Source organism: Rhizobium sp. CB3090, assembly GCF_029714285.1.
In the GTDB taxonomy this organism is placed as follows: Bacteria; Pseudomonadota; Alphaproteobacteria; order Rhizobiales; family Rhizobiaceae; genus Rhizobium.
Genome location: NZ_CP121663.1, coordinates 1,646,230 through 1,663,389 on the forward strand (window position 1 = coordinate 1,646,230; position 17,160 = coordinate 1,663,389).

Below are 17,160 nucleotides of genomic sequence, written 5' to 3' on the forward strand. Positions count from 1 at the left end.
AGAGAGAAGCGCCATGACCGTCCAGGCCAATGATCCCGCAATATCAATTGCCTCCGACAAGCCGGCTTTGCTGCGCCCCATCCTCGAATGGATCGCGCGGCAGGCCGAGCCGATCGTCATCGGCATTGGAGCCATTCTGATCGGTCTCGTGCTCTTCTCCGTCTTCATCACGGCAGTCGGCAAATCGCCGGCCATGCTCTTCCAACTCATGTACACCGGCGGCTTCGGCAACTGGTTTTCGGTGCAGAACAGCTTAAGCCGTGCCGCACCCCTGCTCCTGACGGCACTCTGCGTCGCGCTGCCCGCCCGCCTCGGCCTCGTTATCATCGGTGGGGAAGGAGCGGTCGTGCTGGGCGGCGTTGCTGCTGCGGCCACGGCCATGCCGCTCGTCGGCGCGGCGCCTGTCTTCCTGACCCTTATTCTCATGGCGATCGCTGCCATGACAGTCGGCGGCATCTGGATTGGCATAGCGGGCTTCCTGCGTCACTATCGCGGCGTTAACGAGACTATCTCCTCGCTGTTGCTCTCCTACATCGCCATCGCCCTGATGAACCAGTTCGTCGAAGGGCCGCTGCGCGATCCGGCAAGCCTTAACAAGCCCTCCACCAAGCCGCTGCCGCATGACTATATGCTAGGCAACATCCCCGGCATGGATGTGCACTGGGGCCTTGTCATCGGCATCTTTGCCTGCATTCTCTCCTGGGTTCTCATCGAGGTGACGAGCTTTGGTTTCGCGGCACGCATTGCTGGCGGCAACGTGCGTGCCGCCCAAATCCAGGGTTTGCCGGTCGGCAGGTTGATCGCCGGCTTTACCGCAATTGCCGGCAGTTTCGCGGGGCTTGCCGGCATGATCGAGGTCGTAGCCGTGCAGGGGAGCGCCAATGCCTCGCTTGCCGCAGGTTACGGTTATACCGGAATTCTCGTCGCCTTCCTCGCCCGCCACAATCCGCTGGCGATCATCCCCGTTGCGATCTTGCTGGGCGGTATCGGTGCTTCGGGTGGCCTCATCCAGCGCCGCATGGGCCTGCCCGATGCCACGGTACTGGTGCTGCAGGGCACGCTCTTCATCGTCATCCTCTTCTGCGAAACCTTCTACGGGCGCTTCAAGATCTTCAATCCCGACCTCTGGAAAAGGAGCCTCTGATGGAAGAGACAGGCATCGGCGTCTGGGGCGTGCCGCTGGCGATCCTGGCGGGCGGCATCCGCGTTTCCACCCCCTTCATCTTCGTCAGCCTTGGCGAGACGATCACCGAACGCTCTGGCCGTATCAATCTCGGCCTGGAAGGCACGTTGGTCTTCGGCGCGATGACGGCCTACGCAGTCGCCGTCATGACCAACTCGCCCTGGCTCGGCGTGCTCGTCGCGATGGCGACCGGCGCCATTTTCGGCCTCGTTCATGGCTGGATCTGCAAATGGCCGAAGGTAAACGACATCGCGATCGGCATTGCCATGATGCAGTTCGGCCTGGGCCTCGCCTTCTTCCTCGGCAAGTCCTTCATCCAGCCGGCAGCACCGCACCTTCCGGCTATCCCGCTCGGCTTCTGGTCCGGCCTGCCGCAGATTCAGGCGGCGTTGAACATCAATGTGCTCTTTATTATCGGCGCCTTGCTCGCCTTCATGCTCCGGTGGGCTTTCCGCAATACCCGCGTCGGCCTCATCCTGCGCGTCGTTGGCGACAGCACGGATGCGGCGCGCGCCATGGGCATCAACCCGGATCGCGTACGTCTGCTCGCCACCGCCGTCGGCGGTTCGTTGGCGGCGATCGGCGGCGCCTACCTCTCACTCTATTATCCCGGCTCCTGGAACGAGGGCATCTCCTCCGGGCAAGGGCTAATGGCCGTGGCGCTCGTCATCTTCGCCCGCTGGAACCCGATCGGTTGCTTTCTTGCCGCCTTGCTCTTCGGCGGCGCCGGCGCGCTCGGACCGGCGCTGCAATCGGTCGGGGTCACCCAAGGCTATTATCTATTCTACGCCGCGCCTTACGTGCTTACGCTCGTCATCATGATCGTCACCTCCTCGCCCACCCGCTCGCTATCGGGTGCGCCGGGCGCGTTATCTCTGATGAAATAAGGAGGGAACAGCCATGTTCAGCCTCGGCGCATTGAACGGATCGAAGCGGCCGAACCGCTGCGGCAAAACATGCAACTCGGGTGAATAGGAGAAGAAGACGATGGACGCCATGGTCGAGACCAAAGGACATTATATCGACGCCGATCCCTATCCCTGGCCTTATAACGGTGCCCTGCGGCCGGGCAATACGGCCCTCATCATCATCGACATGCAGACCGATTTCTGCGGCAAGGGCGGCTATGTCGATCACATGGGCTATGACCTGTCGCTAGTTCAGGCGCCCATCGAGCCGATCAGGCGAGTTCTGGCCGCCATGCGCGCCAAGGGCTATCACATCATCCATACCCGCGAGGGACATCGGCCCGATCTTGCCGACCTGCCCTCCAACAAGCGCTGGCGTTCACAGCGCATCGGCGCAGGCATCGGCGATCCAGGCCCATGCGGGCGCATCCTCACACGCGGCGAACCCGGCTGGGACATTATTCCGGAACTCTACCCGATCGAAGGCGAGACGATTATCGACAAGCCCGGCAAGGGCTCCTTCTGCGCCACCGACCTGGAGCTGATCCTCAATCAGAAGCGCATCGAGAATATCGTCCTGACCGGCATCACCACCGACGTCTGCGTTTCCACGACCATGCGCGAGGCGAACGATCGCGGCTTCGAATGCCTGCTGCTCGAAGACTGCTGCGGCGCGACCGATTACGGCAACCACCTCGCAGCCATCAAGATGGTGAAGATGCAAGGCGGCGTCTTCGGCTCCGTCTCCAATTCCGAAACGCTCGTGAGCCAGCTGCCATGAGCACGATCCGCGACACGCCACTCCCGCAACCCGGCAAAGCTGTCGGCATCGATACGATCGACATGACGATGCGCTTCGGCGGCTTCACCGCGCTCGACAATGTCTCGATCAACTTGCCTGCCGGCAGTTTCCATGCCCTGCTCGGCGAAAACGGCGCCGGCAAGTCGACGCTCGTCAAATGCATCATGGGCTTCTACCACGCGACATCGGGTTCGCTTTCCGTCGATGGCCGCGAAGTGGCCATCGCCTCCCCCAAGGACGCGGCGACCTACGGCCTCGGCATGGTCTATCAGCACTTCACGCTGGTCCCATCACTGACGGGCGCCGAAAACCTGGTCATCAGCCGCGCCGAAGTGCCTGCCGTCATCAACTGGGCGAGCGAGCGCAAGCATCTTGCTGCCTTCATGGAACATATGCCCTTCAATATCCCGCTGGACCGCCCAGTGAGCGAACTGGCAGCCGGCGAGAAACAGAAGCTGGAGATCGTCAAGCAGCTCTATCTGGGCCGCTCCCTTCTCGTGCTCGACGAACCGACCTCGGTGCTGACGCCAGCCGAAGCCGATGAAATGCTGGGTCTGGTGCGTGGAATGACGGAGCGCGGCGAACTGACTGTGCTGATGATCTCCCATAAGTTCCACGAGGTCACGAAATTCGCCGATGCCGTTTCGATCCTGCGGCGCGGCAAGCTGGTCGGCACAGGCAAGGTCGGTGAAATCTCAACCGCCGATATGGCGGCGATGATGATCGGTGACGTCAAGCTCGCCGAGCTCGACAGTCGCGTCCCCACCCCGGAGGGCGCCAAGCCGGTCCTCAAGGTCGAGCAGGTCAAGGCGCCCGATCGTTCCGGCCTCAAAACCATCGAGATCGACAATCTCGTGGTCCGCTCTGGCGAGATCCTCGGCATCGCCGGCATCTCCGGCAACGGGCAGAAGGAACTGACGGAAATCCTCGCCGGCCAGCGCCCTACGGAAACCGGCCGGATTATCGTCAACGGCGACGCCTACCGCGCGACGCGGTCGGAGACGCGCAAGAACAATGTCCGCTTCATCCCCGAGGAGCCGCTGCAGAATGCCTGCGCGCCGAGGATGACGGTCAGCGAAAATCTAGCCTTCCGCACTTTTGACCTCGACGAGCACGGCAGGGACGCCATCTGGCTGAACAAGGGCAAGATGAAGAAGCGCGCCACAGCTCTGATTTCCGATTTCAAGGTGAAGACGGCTTCCTCCTCCTCGCCGATCGCGGCACTATCGGGCGGCAATGTGCAGCGAGCGGTGCTCGCCCGCGAACTCACAGGCGAGGTTGACCTGCTGATCGTCTCCAACCCCTGCTTCGGGCTCGACTTCTCGGCCGTCGCCGAAATCAGGGCCCGTATCATGACGGCGCGTAACTGCGGCACCGCCGTCTTGCTGCTTTCGGAGGACCTTGACGAGCTGCTCGAGATGTCTGACCGCATCATGGTGATTTCCGAAGGCAAGCTGGTTTACGAAACACCTGCGCGCTCGGCGGATATCGGGGTGATCGGTGCCCATATGGCGGGGCATCACTGATGGCGGAGATCAAAGCAGAACCTTTCGCCTTTCCGGTGAAGCATGACCGGCTCGCCCTGATCGTTATCGACATGCAACGCGATTTTGCCGAACCTGGCGGCTTTGGCGCAAGCCTGGGCAATGATGTCAGCCGCATTGCCAGAATCGTGCCCGATGTCAAACGCCTCATTCAGGGCTTCCGCTCTGCTGGGCTGCCTGTCATTCACACGATGGAATGCCACAGGCCCGATCTTTCCGATCTGCCGCCGGCGAAACGCGACCGGGGCAATCCCACACTTAGGATCGGCGATAAGGGCCCCATGGGCCGCATCCTCATCTCCGGCGAGCCCGGCACTGCGATCTTGCCGGAGCTTGCCCCGCTCAAAGGTGAAGTGGTTATCGAAAAACCGGGCAAAGGCGCCTTCTATGCGACCGCGCTCGGCGAAGTGCTGCAGCGGAAGGGTATCAAACAGCTGGTCTTCGCGGGTGTAACGACTGAAGTTTGCGTGCAGACCAGCATGCGTGAAGCGAACGACCGCGGGTACGAATGCCTGCTCGCCGAGGAGGCAACAGAGAGCTATTTTCCGGAGTTCAAGGACGCAGCCATCGCCATGATCCGCGCCCAGGGCGCAATCGTCGGCTGGACGGCCCATGTCAACGACATATTGGAAAGCATCGCCCATGCCTGAAGCCACCCGCGAACTGCTGACCTCCGGCGGCTGGAAAGATTTGGAATTCGGCCCGTTCCGCGATCAGGTGACGATCCATTGGATCCGGCCCTTTGAGGGCGACCAGCCGGGCGTGGCGCTCCTGAGATACGAAGCCGGCGCTGCGGTCCCCCGCCATCGGCACGAGGGGCTGGAAACCATTCTCGTGCTCGACGGCGTACAATCCGATGAAGCGGGCGATTACGGCCGCGGCAGTTACATCGTCAACGCACCCGGCACCGAGCACTCCGTCTGGAGCGACACCGGCTGCGTCGTCCTCATCCAATGGGACCGGCCGGTAAAAATACTGGAGGAAAGAGGATGAATTCGACGCCACTCGCCTTCGACATTGCCTAGCAGCACTATTTTCATCGCAGTGCTGGCAGTATCGCTTGACAGGACGATGCCTGTTTGCACTCTCGCAAGCGGTCACCGGCGACCTTGTTCCACCGCGCGAAGCTTCAAGATGCCTCTGGCTGCTTCAACCTCGGCTTGACGTGCACGTCCGACCAAACCGCCAGCTCTCGCAATAATGGTTCAAGCGTCCGTCCGAATGGCGTGATGGAGTATTCCACCTTCGGCGGCACCTGCGGATAGACGGTACGCAGGATAACCCCATCCGCTTCCAGCTCGCGCAATTGCGTCGTAAGCATTCTCTGTGTCAGGCCCGGCAGCAACCGTCCAAACTCTCCGAAACGCTTTGTCCCATCGAGAATGTGGAAGATCAGGATCGCCTTCCATTTTCCGCCGATGATGTCGAGCGCCGCCTCGACCGGACAGTTTCCATAAAAGGCGTGCCTTTGCTTGCGCGTCATGTTGCTTGCCTGCTCCTTACTTACAAATACGACGGTATAGGCTCTATTTGTGCGTACTTGCAATTCTGCCTGAAAGCGTCAATCACCGGCTCGACGAAACTTGCACACAAAGAATCAAATAATGGAAACCCACCCCATCGTTCATCTCGAACAGGCCGCACTTCAGCGTTGGTGTGCGGGCGATCCATCCGGCTTTCTGGAACTATCGGCGCCCGATGTCACCTATTTCGATCCGTTCCTGAGCAAGCGCCTGGATGGCCTCGACAAACTCACAGCCTATTACGAGAGCGGCAAAATCTTCGCTCCCAGATACGAAATGGTCGAACCCAGCGTGCAGGAAATCGGGGACGCCGCTATCCTTACGTTCCGCTTTAACTCCTATAGCGGCAGCGAGGGCGCACAGATGCGATGGAACTGCACCGAAGTATATCGGCGCACAGAAGGGACTTGGCGGATCGTTCATACGCACTGGTCATTTACTGCACAGGAATGACCATCCGCCCTTCATCTGATCGAACTTCTTGAGCTATTCTTGAGGGCAGGCCTGCGCTGCGGAATTGAGCGCATGAGTTTCTGACGTTGCCTTCGCTGTTCTCGCAGGACCAACACGCCGATATCTAACGATGTCAGCGTGTTGGTCATTTTGACATTGAGACTAAACTGCCTGCTTCAAACGAAGCGCCTCCGGGTCGTAGACCCGTCCAAAGCGATTGTTGAGGAAATCGGCCAGGGTGACCTCTTCCTGACAAACGAAGCCTTTCTGCGGGAGCTTTCCAGAAGCAAGCAGATCAAGAACCGTTGTTATGCCGGCCGCCGTCGTCACCTGGATGGCGCTCATCATTTTGCCTGCGACGACGCTTGCGTAGACCTTGTTCGCGTAGGTCTCCTGAAGATAGCGATTGTCCTTCCAGCCGCAGACGGTAACGAAGATCACTACGACGTCCTGCATCGTGGCAGGAAGCGCGTGTTCGAACAGATCCTTCAGCACATCACGACGGTTTTTCAGGTTGAGATCGTTCAGAAGCGCCTTGATGATAGCCTGGTGGCCGGGATACCGGATCGTCCGGTAGTTCATCGTACGCACGCGGCCCTCGAGCGTCTTAGCGAGCGTGCCGAGGCCGCCAGAGGTGTTGAATGCTTCATAGGTGACGCCATCGAGAGAGAACTCTTCCCGCTCTTCCATGGCCGGAACAGTCACCAGCTTGCCTTCCACGATCGCTTCGCACGGCTCGATGTACTCGTTGATCAGCCCGTCCGTGCTCCAGGTAAGATTATAGTTCAGAGCGTTAGACGGATACTGCGGCAGAGCGCCCACGCGCATGCGGACGCTGTCCAGACTATCGAATCTTTGGGCGAGATCGTTCGCAACAATCGAGATAAAGCCGGGCGCCAAACCACACTGGGGAATGAAGGCCACGTTGGCGTCCTTCGCCAACTCCTCGACCTTTTTGGTTGTGGCGACGTCTTCCGTCAGATCGAGGTAATGGACCGATGCCTCAAGAGCTGCTTCTGCCACCTTGCCTGTGAGATTGAATGGCGCTGCGGAGAGAACTGCGAACCTGCCGCGAAGCAGATCGACAAGCGCTTTCTTGTCGGCAATGTCGATAACCACGCCCGATATCGCCGGATGATTGTCCAGCTTTGATAACTGAACCTGGTCCCGATCCGTTACGATCACATTGTAGTCGCCGGTTTCAGCGAGCATCACAGCGATCGCGCCGCCGATCTTGCCGGCACCAATTACCACTATTTCCTTCATATAAATCCCCTTGGTTCGCATTCAGGATTTTTATAAGTGTAGGGAGAACTTAATCAGATCATAGTGGCGAAAAGTACATTTTGCTGTATATAATTTTGCAAATAGACGAAGTCCATTATCAGACTGCCGAGGGACAATGAAACCGACCGAAAAAGATCGCGAATTGCTGGCTTTGCTGGGCGAAAACGCCCGCATGCCGGTCGCGACATTGGCAAAAAAATTGCTCTTGTCACGAACGACCGTACAAGCGCGGTTGGAGCGACTGGAAAAGGAAGGGGTAATTGCCGGTTATGGCGTCAGGCTGTCGGATGCTTACTCTTCGAGCCTGGTGAAAGCACATATTATGATCACGCTTGCGCCGAAGGTACTCTCGCAGGTTTGCGCCACGCTTCAGCGTATCCAAGCAGTCAAGTCGCTTCACTCGGTAAGCGGCACGTTCGATCTCATCGCCGTTATTGAAGCACCGTCGATCTCCGAGCTCGATCAACTTGTCGACGAAATCGGCATGATCGATGGCGTCGAGCGCACGCTCTCGTCGATCATACTCTCTACTCGGATCAGTCGGTAGGCGACCAAAAACAAAGAGATAGAGCGGCTCTAAGATTCCGCGAAAAGCTGAGCCGCTCTAGTAGCGAAGACATCCCCCTTATCGGGCGTCAGGCGCGCCGGTCACCCTCTGTCCCAATGATGTCAAGGAGGGCTTTTGTGACAAACATCTCTTGTCAGCGCCGCTCTTCGACAGCGATCGCTAACGTGGCCATCCCAGCCTTGAGCGTCGGGTGGGTCATTCTCCAGAGCATCAATCCGTCAACCGGCGCAACGATCGGAGCCAAGGGGTCTCCAAAAAGGCTATAAATGGTTCCGAGTTGCTGGCCCTTGGAAACCTGGCATCCAGGGTCCACAACGGCGTGGAATTCTCCATCCTCCGGAGAATCCACCCAAATATAATCGTCGCATGGGACGCGGCCCCTCGCGAATTGCGGGCGCGCTTCCGGCAGAATCCCGATATGGCGTGCGATGTTCAGAACACCTGCCACATGATATTCCACCGCATCATGCTCGACCACACCATGGGAGCCCGCCTCGGACATTATGGAGAAACGACGCTGCCGGGCAAAACCCGTCGGCGGGCGTCCAGGCTGCTCCATATGCTTTGGTGGCAAACCCACAACAATTTCTGCATCGAAGCACATCGCAAGAGCGCGGGCCTTGGCGTCGAAATTGTCATCACCTGTGCGTTGGTAGATCGAGAAGAACGCCACCTTTTCCCGCAGGTCTCCCCCGTGCATGTCGACGTAGCACGCTGCGCCTCTGGTCCATTCAGTCGTGATGGCGTCACAAAGAGCTTCGGTGAAGGACCCGTCCGATTTACCCGGAAACGAAAAATTGATGTTGCGCCCATCGATCGGGCACACGTACTCGCTGTATTGAAACCGCGCCGGCTGATTGATCAGCGGGATGATTTCGACACAACCATGCATCTCCTGCGGATCGAACAACTTCTGCAGACGAACAGCAGCTTCTATCGCCGATACTTCGTTGACATGCACACCCGCCGATATGCAAAGCCGGGGGCCTGGCTGGTTGCCGCGTATTTCACACAGCGGCCAGACAAAATCTGAGAGTCTAGGGTTTGAAAAGCGCAGGAGCCGGCGATGGATGCCAGGCGTAATGCTTCCGTCTTGCTCTGGCAGTTGCTCAGGCATTGCGAATTCCTCGAAAATATCGGTCAAGAGTGGCAGCCCCTTGTATGGGACTGCCGTTAGGCAGAGATGTTACTGCGACAACAGACTGACGCACTTTTTCAGGGCATTTTCCCAGTTCGTCTTTCCGTCCGCACCGGTTTCGTTCCACCAGGCATAGTTCTGGAACACCTGCTTCTCGGCAACGCCTGGAGCACCCGGGAGTGTTTTGCGCAAATCCTCCGGGATCAGGTCGTAAGCCTTCTTATTCACGGGTCCATAGCCGATCAACTCCGCGAAAGCGGCCTGTGGTTTTGCCATGGCGATGTATGCCAGAAGCTTGTCTGCGTTGTCTCGATTGGGTGCGCCCTTGGTGACCACCCAGTAGTCATACTGAAGCAACGACTGGTCCCATGAAAAGGCCAATGGGGCGCCTTGCTTCTTTGCAGCGAAAATTCGCCCATTGTAAGCGTCGGCGATATCGACTTCTCCGTCGATCAAGCTCTGTGGCGCCTCGGCACCGGCGGTCCACCACCGGCTGACATTGGGCTTAATGGCGGCCACTTTCGCGAACGCGCGATCGATATCGATCGGGTAGACATCCTTTGGCTGAACGCCGTCCCCCATCAACGCACCCTCTAACATGCCGCCATCGATCATTTTTTCGCATTTGGGCAGAGTGCGCATGCCGGGAAAGGCACTGACGTTATAAAAATCGCCCCAGTTCTTGGGAGCCTTGGACGGATCTTTGAACCGAGTTTCGTCATAGGCGATACCGACAGAATATAGCAGCGCTCCGATGCCGTACTTGTTTTTGAGATTGTCCGGGATCGCGGCGAGTGTGTCCTTGTCGAAGAGCCCGTAGTTGATTTCCTGCACCGCTCCCTTATTCACGAAGCCTGCCAGGAAGCCTCCAGGGATTGAAGTCACATCGGCTTCCGGCTGTCCTACCTGGATAGACGCAAGCAGCTTGGAATGGTCTTCCGGAACAAGAACGACTTTAATTCCGGTATCGCGGGTAAACGGTTCGTAGAAGGCTTTCTTCTGGGCGTCCTCCCATGTGCCGCCGCCCGAAGTCACGACGACTTCGCCTTTGCCTTTGAGATTCTCGGGGATAGCCTCCTGAGCGCAAACTGACTGCCCGGAAGCAAGCAGAATGGCAATCCCGCTCGCGATGAGGTTTATTGACTTGACGTTCATTTAAGTTCCTTTCGTCCTCTGGGTTCTGGCGCTGAAACGCGCTCTTTTGATTAACTGAGCTGCAGCGGCACATAGCCGCTGCAGCAGGTTGCGACCGGACCTGTCATCATGACGCCGTCCTCTCGCAAATCGATCCGGAGGGTCCCTCCAGGCAGGTGTACCGTCACCGAACTGGTTTTGATGAAGCCACGTTGACGAGCGACAAAGGCTGCGGCGCAGGCGCCGGTCCCGCATGCCTCCGTAAGCATTCCCGGTCGTTCCCATACGGCCAGTTTGATGGTGCCGGCGTCCACTATCTCGGCGACGCCAACATTCGTTCCGGATTCAAAAATGGAGTGGTTCTGTATGGACGGTGCAAACCTCGGAATATCGACGTCTGCGAGTTTGTCGACGAAGAACACCGTATGCGGATTCCCAACGCTGACCGCAAAGCCGCCTTTGAGAGGCCCCGATTCAACCGGCAGACACGAAGCGTCAGCCGGCTCTCTCAACGGAATCTCGTTCCAAGCAGTGCCTACCGGCCCGAATTGCACACTGACCGCATCATCTCCAGAAGCGCTGCATCGGAGTAAATCCGCCGCGGTTTCGATCGTAACCATATCGCGACCGCTCTCCCTCATGAGCTGATGCGCGACACATCGAGTTGCGTTGCCGCAAGCGGACACCTCCGCGCCGTCGATGTTGTAGATGCGCATAAAAGCATCTGCGCCCTTTGCGCGTCCGGCATCCGTTGGAAGCTCGATGGTCAGCAGTTCTTCCGCACCGACACCGGACCGCACGTCACAAATACGCTGGACATCTTCAGCGGGAACCCTCTGACGTGACCCCCGCAGATCAAGGATCACGAAGCAGTTGCGAAGCCCATGCATCTTGAGGAACGGAAAATTCGCCTGATGCGGTCGAGGATCGACAGCCATGTTCAACCTGCCTTCACGCCGAACTCCGATCCGCTGGATGCGGAGTGCCATTCTGGATTTCGCTCGAGCGCTAGAAGGTCCTCGACGGGTTGACGACGCCTTATGACGGCAAACTGCCCATCCGAGACGAGCACCTCCGGGATCAATGGCCTGGCGTTATAGGTGGATGACATCGAAGCGCCATAAGCGCCCGCAGCGAGAAACGCGACAAGGTCTCCAGAAGAAAGCTCAGGCAGGTGATCGAAGCTTCCGAAAGCATCCGAGCTTTCGCATACCGGGCCGACGATTCTGCACTTTCGTGGTCGGCAGGCCGTTGGGGAGACTGTCTCAGCCGGGTGCACCGCATTGTACATGGCCGGGCGAAGAAGGTCGTTCATAGCAGCATCGATGATGACGATATCGAAGTCCGCATGTGGTTTGGAGTATAGCACCTCCGCAACAAGAACACCCGCCTCGCCGACAAGTCTCCGGCCAGGTTCAACGGTCAACTCTGCATTGAGGTCGCCAACTGTCTCGCGGATGACTGAGGCAAAGTCCCTCAAATCCAGTTTGAATCCTGACCCGTAGTCGATCCCGATACCGCCTCCAAGGTCGAGCCGCGTGACGCTTTGGCCGAGATCTCGGAGATGACGCGTCAGACCAGCGATGCGCTTGTAGGCTTTGCGGTATGGTTCCAAATCGGTAATCTGTGAACCGATGTGGGTCGCAAGCCCGACAAGCCGGATGCCATGCATCGCTGATGCCCGAGGGTAGAGGCTTGCGATCTCGTCGATCGATATCCCGAACTTGTCGCCTTTGCGACCGGTGGATATCTTGTCATGGCTTAGCGCGTCGATATCAGGATTGACGCGTAGCGCGACGGGCGCCTCAACACCATGGCTTGCAGCGACAGCCGATATCAGCTCGAGCTCGGCGACAGACTCGACATTGAACTGGTGAATTCCGGCGGCAAGGGCTGCTTCTATCTCCGCCCGCGCCTTGCCGACACCCGAGAACACGACGCCATCCCTGCGTGCTCCGGCCGCCACAACGCGCTGCAACTCCCCTTCCGACACGATGTCCATGCCACATCCGAGTTCGGCAAGGAGGGCGATTATGGAGAGGTTGCCATTGGCCTTGACGGCGTAGCATATGCCGATGTCCGGTCCGAGCGCGGATCGGAAATCTTGATAGGCGTTTGTGATTGCTCGTGAAGAATACGCATAAAACGGTGTCCCAACTGCATCGGCGAGATGGTCGAGCCGAACTCCCTCAATGCTCAGAATCCCAACGCTATCGCGATGAACGCTCTTCCGATCCAGCTTCTGAGAAGGTTTGTCTTCTTCTGTCGTCGTCATGTTCATGGTCGCCCCTGGTTTGGCGCAACTATTTCAGAAAAAGTTTCCTTAGAAAAATGCGTAGTTTTTGGTCTCGTTATTCAAATCTGATATGCTTTTTCTCTCCACACCTTCTCCTGCCACACTTCCGGCCGCTGAAGCTCAGTTGAGATCGCCTCGCATTCCTGAACGATCAGGCGCGCGGCAGTGGCGGCAAAATCTGAGATCGGCCGGCCAAGGGGCCGACAAACTCCGACGACGAATGGAATCGAGACCGAGAGAGGCCGCGCGACTACTCCGCGCCCCGAGAAAGAGCGCGCAGTGATCGGATTGACAAGGGCGGCCCCCAAGCCCTGCTGGACAAACGAACAGATCGCTTCTGCCGTTGTCGTCTCCAGTTTGACGTTTTTCGTGAAGCTCGTGGATTCGAAGAAGTTCTGAAAGCGCTTATGATAAGCGTCACTTGAGACATAGCTTATGAGATCGACCTTCTCCAGATCGGAGGGGCTGATCGTATGCAGGGCGGTGAGTGGATGATCCTCCGGAAGCACACACACTTCTTCACCGACGGTTACCTCGTCAACATGCATTCCCTCGACTGCCACTCCAACCTCAACCAACCCTAGTTCATAGCGAAGCGCAAGGAGCTCACGCATCAGATCAGCATGATCCAGCGGCACCATCGTCATGCGGCAGTTGGGATGCTCTCGAAGCAAATCAATGCTGATTTTAGGTATGATCGAGCTCGAAAAAAGCGGCAGGCAGCCAATCCGAAGGTACGACGTTGTGTTATCACGTATCACCTCTGCGGACTGCACCAGTTGTTGAAGCCCGGAGTAGGAACGCTGCACTTCGGCATGAAACAACACCGCCTTCTCTGTTGCAAGAAGCCGACGCGAGCGTCTCTCAAACAGGGTAAAGCCTAGCAATCTCTCCAGCGTCGCGATCTCGCGGCTCAGCGTTGGCTGAGAGGTATGCATCAGCTCAGCGGCCCGTGTGAGGCTTCCAGAAGTCATGACGACGTGGAAGACTTCGATGTGGCGGAGAGAAACGCGCATGGCTGCCTCCATATCAGTTTTGAATGCATCATCAGCAAATTAGATATTTGCGCATAATGCAGAAGCTGCCACAATGCAAAAAAAGATAAAATGGGAACGTGATGCTCCTTATGGAGGCGAACTGGGCAGCCCGAACGTCCTTGGTATTCCCGGCGTGGCAGCTATGCCGAGCCTGCGTAGGGTGCATCGCTTCTCTCAACAAATACGGTATGCGCGCCTCCAAAGCTTGTCTGCAGCTTTTCTCGGACAGGTGCTCGATCGACGCACAACATTGCTTGAGTTAGGAAGAAGATGAATATGCACTTGTCGAGGGAACTTCAGCACGAAGGGAAGAAGGTGTTGAAGACGTCTTTCAGAGATTGGAAGCTGCTGCGCGGCCACGCAATGGTTGCGCTCCAATTGATCCCCTTGGTGATCCTGATTATAGCCTTCTTGATCCTTCCGTTTCTAAGCGCAGCCTGGCAAAGCGTTAATGGGTTAGCGCTCGATTTCAGCCGCTATGGGGCGATTTGGAACGACGGGATTTACGTGGGTGCGATCTTGCGTAGTCTGCAGATTGCACTGACAACGACGATTATCTGTATCGTCGTCGGCTTTCCGATAGCATATTACATGACGGCACTCAGCAAGCGCTGCCTTGCGCTACTGAGTATAGTTCTGCTTGTCCCGCTCTTCACAGCCTTCCTGATCCGGACTTACGGATGGATGGTGATCCTCGGCCGGCGTGGCGTCCTCAACATCGCCTTACAGAATTTGGGACTCATCGATCAGCCGTTGCGGATACTCGGCACGAGCACAGCCGTCTACATCGGCCTGGTACACGTCCTTATGCCGATCGGCATTTTCATTATGTATGGAAGCATGACGCGTGTTGACCGTTCGCTGGTAACTGCTGCGCAGATCCTGGGAGCCCACCCCGTCAAGGCGTTTATCCGCGTTCTTCTTCCCATGTGCCGACCGGCCATTTTGTCGGCCGCTATGCTGATTTTCATCATCTCGCTTGGCTTTTATATCGCGCCTGCGCTGCTTGGCGGACCAGCAGATACGATGATTTCGCAGCTGGTGGTCACCCAAATCACAACGCTTTTGGATTTTCAGAGCGGATATGCGCTGGGCGTCATCCTACTGATTGTGACGATGCTCGTCCTTGCGATCGGAAATCATTTCGTTCCGCTCGAACAATTGTGGGCGATTGAGGAAAGCGAACAAAAATCTCCGCTCGGAAAAAACCGCAGCAAAGGCGGCCGCACATCGCCGGCATCGAGAGTGTTCAAGACAGCGCTGATCTTGATTGAAGATGGCCTATACTTCACCCTGCGCCGTCCGGCGTGGCTTGCTCCCTTGCTCATGAAGGTCGCTCTTGGCCTTGTGGTCATGTTCTTGCTCGCGCCTCTTGCCATCATTTACGTCCTGTCGTTCAGTTCTTCTCCGTTTCTCATCTTCCCGCCGCCAGGTTTTTCCCTGCAGTGGTATGAGAAATTCCTGACAGACCCCGATTGGCGCAGCGCTCTTTTCCAAAGCTTCAAGCTCGGAACGATTGTAGCATCCCTGGCATTGGTAACCGGCACCATGGCATCCTTCGCCTTGGTTAGAGCAAAGCTCCCGTGGAAGCGCGTCATTTTCCTTCTTGTTCTTGCACCCTTGATGCTGCCGCTTATCCTCCTTGCTCTTGGTCTGTATCTATCGATGGCCAAACTCGGACTGCTTGGGTCATTTCCTGGATTGATAATCGGACATTTGCTGGTTTGCGCGCCCTATACGGTCGTCGTTCTTGTTCCTGCACTCAGGGGTCTCGACCGAAATATCGAACATGCGGCATCGACCCTTGGCGCCCCGCCTTATCTGGTGGTCCGCAAGATAACGCTGCCATTACTCTTGCCGGCCTTCATCGCCGCCTGGTTGATGGCATTCCTGCAGTCCTTCGACGAGCTGCTGATAACGCTCTTTTTGCTAGGCCGGCAGACGCAAACCCTGCCAATCAAGATGTGGAGCGACATCCGAATCCAGCTTGACCCGACACTCAGCGCTGCCTCCAGCGTCATCGTGACCGTCGTCATTTTGTGCGTAGTGGCAACTCAATACCGGGCATTACTGCCTGCACGCAAAACGCCTGACGTCTCCGGAGCATAACCATGAGCACCTCTGTTGAATTCCGCAATGTTTCGCGCAAGTACGGGGCAAGCTTCTTCGCCCTGCGCAACACCAGTATCAAAATTGCTGCGGAGGAGTTTGTTTCGTTGCTTGGGCCTTCCGGCTCCGGCAAATCAACGATGCTCAAGCTGCTTGCCGGCTTCGATGCGCCCAGCTCCGGCGACATCCTCATAGATGGCCGCTCTATACTCTCCATGCCGCCCCATCTCCGAGGGATCGGTATGGTGTTCCAAAACTACGCGCTATTCCCCCACATGAGCGTAGCGGACAACATTGCCTTCCCACTTCGCGTCCGCAAAGCATCAGACGACACAGTTCGGAAACGAGTCGCCGATGTGCTCGGTATCACGAGGCTAGAGGCCCTAGCCGAGAGGTTCCCGCGAGAATTGTCCGGCGGCCAACAGCAAAGAGTGGCTCTTGCCCGCGCGATCGTCTTCGATCCGAAGGTCCTCTTGATGGATGAGCCCTTGGGAGCGCTGGACAAGCATCTGCGAGAACAACTGAAATTCGAGATCAAACGGATTCAGCAACAGTTCCGCATGACCGTCTTGTTCGTGACCCATGACCAGGACGAAGCTCTTGTGCTTTCGGATCGGATCGCAATCATGCGTGACGGGGTTATTGAGCAACTTTCGACGCCGCAGGAGCTCTACCACAAACCGAGAACCAAATTCGTTGCCACCTTCGTCGGAGAATCCAATCTGATCGAGTGCATGAATGACAATGGCCGCCTCCACAGCGATGGAGCGACTTTTGCGATCGCTCCTTCGAAGGCGGGACATAACTGTGCGGTCATGATCCGACCTGAATGTATCAGAATCTCCCGTCAGCCTAGCCCGGGAGCGATGGCCGGTCGAATGAAAGAGACCGTTTTCCTTGGCGAGGCCACTCGCTACATCATCAACGCCGGCAGACACGAGATCGTCGCAAAGCCAAGGCTCGAGCAGTACGAGCAATATAGCCCGGGCGACGACGTTTTTCTGAGCTGGAAAAGCGATGACGTAGTCGTTCTAGACGGCTAAAATCACGTCTTTGGGCGTCTTGGGTGCGATATAGCGACTGTCAAATGGACATGCTATCGAGCACGGCATGTTCAAAGTTGACACGGCGCAGAAGTCCGGGGCGCACCCAGCAGGAAGCGCGAGCACTGTCGTTCC

18 protein-coding genes are annotated in these 17,160 nt (G+C 57.5%); 11 read left to right on the top strand and 7 right to left on the bottom strand.

Going from position 1 to position 17,160, the window contains the following annotated elements; translation table 11 throughout:
- The first annotated feature begins 13 nt into the window (after nt 1-13).
- The 6 genes from QA646_RS26300 to QA646_RS26325 all read left to right on the top strand — a co-directional run bounded on the left by QA646_RS26300 (nt 14) and on the right by QA646_RS26325 (nt 5,430).
- Entirely contained in the window at nt 14-1,144 is a 1,131-nt protein-coding gene (locus tag QA646_RS26300; protein WP_283059666.1) for an ABC transporter permease, read from the top strand.
- Nucleotides 1,144-2,070 carry an ABC transporter permease gene (locus QA646_RS26305; RefSeq protein ID WP_283059667.1) on the top strand — a complete coding sequence of 309 codons (927 nt, stop codon included), beginning with the start codon at nt 1,144-1,146 and terminating at the stop codon, nt 2,068-2,070. The genes QA646_RS26300 and QA646_RS26305 overlap by 1 nt, the downstream gene beginning before the upstream one ends.
- Nucleotides 2,071-2,170: 100 nt before the next feature.
- The gene (locus QA646_RS26310) at nt 2,171-2,872 is read left to right on the top strand and encodes an isochorismatase family cysteine hydrolase (protein ID WP_283059668.1); all 702 of its coding nucleotides are present in this window, start codon (nt 2,171-2,173) and stop codon (nt 2,870-2,872) included.
- Nucleotides 2,869-4,419: an ABC transporter ATP-binding protein gene (locus QA646_RS26315; protein WP_283059669.1), complete on the top strand. Its 1,551-nt coding sequence runs from the start codon at nt 2,869-2,871 to the stop codon at nt 4,417-4,419. The genes QA646_RS26310 and QA646_RS26315 overlap by 4 nt, the downstream gene beginning before the upstream one ends.
- The gene (locus QA646_RS26320) at nt 4,419-5,087 is read left to right on the top strand and encodes a cysteine hydrolase (RefSeq protein WP_283059670.1); all 669 of its coding nucleotides are present in this window, start codon (nt 4,419-4,421) and stop codon (nt 5,085-5,087) included. The genes QA646_RS26315 and QA646_RS26320 overlap by 1 nt, the downstream gene beginning before the upstream one ends.
- On the top strand, nt 5,080-5,430 hold the full coding sequence (locus QA646_RS26325) for a cupin domain-containing protein (protein ID WP_283059671.1): 351 nt from the start codon (nt 5,080-5,082) through the stop codon (nt 5,428-5,430). The genes QA646_RS26320 and QA646_RS26325 overlap by 8 nt, the downstream gene beginning before the upstream one ends.
- 136 nt (nt 5,431-5,566) lie before the next feature.
- Here QA646_RS26325 and QA646_RS26330 read toward each other — a convergent pair whose 3' ends face one another.
- Nucleotides 5,567-5,920, bottom strand: coding sequence for a helix-turn-helix domain-containing protein (locus tag QA646_RS26330; protein WP_283059672.1), 354 nt, complete (start codon nt 5,918-5,920; stop codon nt 5,567-5,569).
- A gap of 121 nt (nt 5,921-6,041) precedes the next feature.
- Between QA646_RS26330 and QA646_RS26335 the strand changes: the two genes are divergently transcribed.
- The gene (locus QA646_RS26335; RefSeq protein WP_283059673.1) at nt 6,042-6,413 is read left to right on the top strand and encodes a nuclear transport factor 2 family protein; all 372 of its coding nucleotides are present in this window, start codon (nt 6,042-6,044) and stop codon (nt 6,411-6,413) included.
- Nucleotides 6,414-6,575: 162 nt separating this feature from the next.
- Here the strand turns inward: QA646_RS26335 and QA646_RS26340 are convergent, their stop codons facing one another.
- Nucleotides 6,576-7,679: a saccharopine dehydrogenase family protein gene (locus tag QA646_RS26340; RefSeq protein WP_283059674.1), complete on the bottom strand. Its 1,104-nt coding sequence runs from the start codon at nt 7,677-7,679 to the stop codon at nt 6,576-6,578.
- Nucleotides 7,680-7,815: 136 nt separating this feature from the next.
- Between QA646_RS26340 and QA646_RS26345 the strand changes: the two genes are divergently transcribed.
- Nucleotides 7,816-8,247, top strand: coding sequence for an Lrp/AsnC family transcriptional regulator (locus QA646_RS26345; RefSeq protein ID WP_283059675.1), 432 nt, complete (start codon nt 7,816-7,818; stop codon nt 8,245-8,247).
- A gap of 154 nt (nt 8,248-8,401) precedes the next feature.
- Here the strand turns inward: QA646_RS26345 and QA646_RS26350 are convergent, their stop codons facing one another.
- The 5 genes from QA646_RS26350 to QA646_RS26370 all read right to left on the bottom strand — a co-directional run bounded on the left by QA646_RS26350 (nt 8,402) and on the right by QA646_RS26370 (nt 13,852).
- Nucleotides 8,402-9,412, bottom strand: coding sequence for a succinylglutamate desuccinylase/aspartoacylase family protein (locus QA646_RS26350; RefSeq protein ID WP_283059676.1), 1,011 nt, complete (start codon nt 9,410-9,412; stop codon nt 8,402-8,404).
- Nucleotides 9,413-9,454: 42 nt separating this feature from the next.
- Nucleotides 9,455-10,561, bottom strand: coding sequence for an ABC transporter substrate-binding protein (locus tag QA646_RS26355; protein ID WP_283059677.1), 1,107 nt, complete (start codon nt 10,559-10,561; stop codon nt 9,455-9,457).
- A gap of 50 nt (nt 10,562-10,611) precedes the next feature.
- Nucleotides 10,612-11,478 (bottom strand): diaminopimelate epimerase, encoded by an 867-nt coding sequence (gene dapF / locus QA646_RS26360; RefSeq protein WP_283059678.1) that lies wholly within the window; start codon nt 11,476-11,478, stop codon nt 10,612-10,614.
- A 2-nt stretch (nt 11,479-11,480) separates the two neighbouring features.
- Entirely contained in the window at nt 11,481-12,821 is a 1,341-nt protein-coding gene (gene lysA / locus QA646_RS26365; protein WP_349254266.1) for a diaminopimelate decarboxylase, read from the bottom strand.
- Nucleotides 12,822-12,895: 74 nt separating this feature from the next.
- Complete coding sequence (locus QA646_RS26370; RefSeq protein WP_283059680.1) at nt 12,896-13,852, bottom strand: LysR family transcriptional regulator; 957 nt, start codon at nt 13,850-13,852, stop codon at nt 12,896-12,898.
- A 73-nt stretch (nt 13,853-13,925) separates the two neighbouring features.
- On the opposite strand from QA646_RS26370, the gene QA646_RS26375 reads away from it, so the two are divergent.
- From QA646_RS26375 to QA646_RS26385, 3 genes are read left to right on the top strand one after another with little or no spacing between them, the layout of a single operon-like run.
- Nucleotides 13,926-14,147, top strand: coding sequence for a hypothetical protein (locus QA646_RS26375; protein WP_283059681.1), 222 nt, complete (start codon nt 13,926-13,928; stop codon nt 14,145-14,147).
- Between the two features lie 44 nt (nt 14,148-14,191).
- Nucleotides 14,192-15,982, top strand: a complete 1,791-nt coding sequence (locus QA646_RS26380; RefSeq protein ID WP_283059682.1) for an ABC transporter permease subunit — start codon at nt 14,192-14,194, stop codon at nt 15,980-15,982.
- Between the two features lie 2 nt (nt 15,983-15,984).
- On the top strand, nt 15,985-17,025 hold the full coding sequence (locus QA646_RS26385; RefSeq protein ID WP_283059683.1) for an ABC transporter ATP-binding protein: 1,041 nt from the start codon (nt 15,985-15,987) through the stop codon (nt 17,023-17,025).
- Nucleotides 17,026-17,160 lie beyond the last annotated feature (135 nt).

Coding starts and splice junctions, on each gene's coding strand:
- QA646_RS26300 (WP_283059666.1), top strand. CDS start 14: ATGACCGTCCAGGCCAATGATCCCGCAATATCAATTGCCTCCGACAAG.
- QA646_RS26305 (WP_283059667.1), top strand. CDS start 1,144: ATGGAAGAGACAGGCATCGGCGTCTGGGGCGTGCCGCTGGCGATCCTG.
- QA646_RS26310 (WP_283059668.1), top strand. CDS start 2,171: ATGGACGCCATGGTCGAGACCAAAGGACATTATATCGACGCCGATCCC.
- QA646_RS26315 (WP_283059669.1), top strand. CDS start 2,869: ATGAGCACGATCCGCGACACGCCACTCCCGCAACCCGGCAAAGCTGTC.
- QA646_RS26320 (WP_283059670.1), top strand. CDS start 4,419: ATGGCGGAGATCAAAGCAGAACCTTTCGCCTTTCCGGTGAAGCATGAC.
- QA646_RS26325 (WP_283059671.1), top strand. CDS start 5,080: ATGCCTGAAGCCACCCGCGAACTGCTGACCTCCGGCGGCTGGAAAGAT.
- QA646_RS26330 (WP_283059672.1), bottom strand. CDS start 5,920: ATGACGCGCAAGCAAAGGCACGCCTTTTATGGAAACTGTCCGGTCGAG.
- QA646_RS26335 (WP_283059673.1), top strand. CDS start 6,042: ATGGAAACCCACCCCATCGTTCATCTCGAACAGGCCGCACTTCAGCGT.
- QA646_RS26340 (WP_283059674.1), bottom strand. CDS start 7,679: ATGAAGGAAATAGTGGTAATTGGTGCCGGCAAGATCGGCGGCGCGATC.
- QA646_RS26345 (WP_283059675.1), top strand. CDS start 7,816: ATGAAACCGACCGAAAAAGATCGCGAATTGCTGGCTTTGCTGGGCGAA.
- QA646_RS26355 (WP_283059677.1), bottom strand. CDS start 10,561: ATGAACGTCAAGTCAATAAACCTCATCGCGAGCGGGATTGCCATTCTG.
- dapF (WP_283059678.1), bottom strand. CDS start 11,478: ATGGCTGTCGATCCTCGACCGCATCAGGCGAATTTTCCGTTCCTCAAG.
- lysA (WP_349254266.1), bottom strand. CDS start 12,821: ATGAACATGACGACGACAGAAGAAGACAAACCTTCTCAGAAGCTGGAT.
- QA646_RS26370 (WP_283059680.1), bottom strand. CDS start 13,852: ATGCGCGTTTCTCTCCGCCACATCGAAGTCTTCCACGTCGTCATGACT.
- QA646_RS26375 (WP_283059681.1), top strand. CDS start 13,926: ATGCAAAAAAAGATAAAATGGGAACGTGATGCTCCTTATGGAGGCGAA.
- QA646_RS26385 (WP_283059683.1), top strand. CDS start 15,985: ATGAGCACCTCTGTTGAATTCCGCAATGTTTCGCGCAAGTACGGGGCA.